The organism is Streptomyces sp. P17 (genome assembly GCF_032436805.1).
Lineage (GTDB): Bacteria > Actinomycetota > Actinomycetes > Streptomycetales > Streptomycetaceae > Streptomyces.
Map to the genome: position 1 here is coordinate 1 of NZ_JAVRBF010001247.1, position 249 is coordinate 249.

Consider the following 249-nt stretch of genomic DNA (forward strand, 5'->3'; position numbering starts at 1 on the left):
CCCCGGTCGACCCGTTGAGCTCCATATTGGCGTGCGCGCCGCGCAATCAACGCCGATCATTAGGTCCGGCGCGTCGATTTTCGCGCGCATACAGACGAACAACTCCTCGAGTCTTGCCACCATGTCGCCCGGGGGCATCGAGGCGCTGCTGCAGGCGCACGCGGTCACGGGCTTCTTCTCGCTCGGCGAGCAGTTCACACCACGCCGAGGAGCTGACCCACAGCGCGAATGAGACCAAAGAAGCCGTTT

At 63.9% G+C, this 249-nt stretch carries 1 protein-coding gene; it reads left to right on the forward strand.

The window, feature by feature from the left end; translation table 11 throughout:
- A partial coding sequence (locus RMT89_RS44565; protein ID WP_315889457.1) for a hypothetical protein occupies positions 1-232 on the forward strand: 232 nt, incomplete at its 5' end.
- Between the last annotated feature and the right edge of the window lie 17 nt (positions 233-249).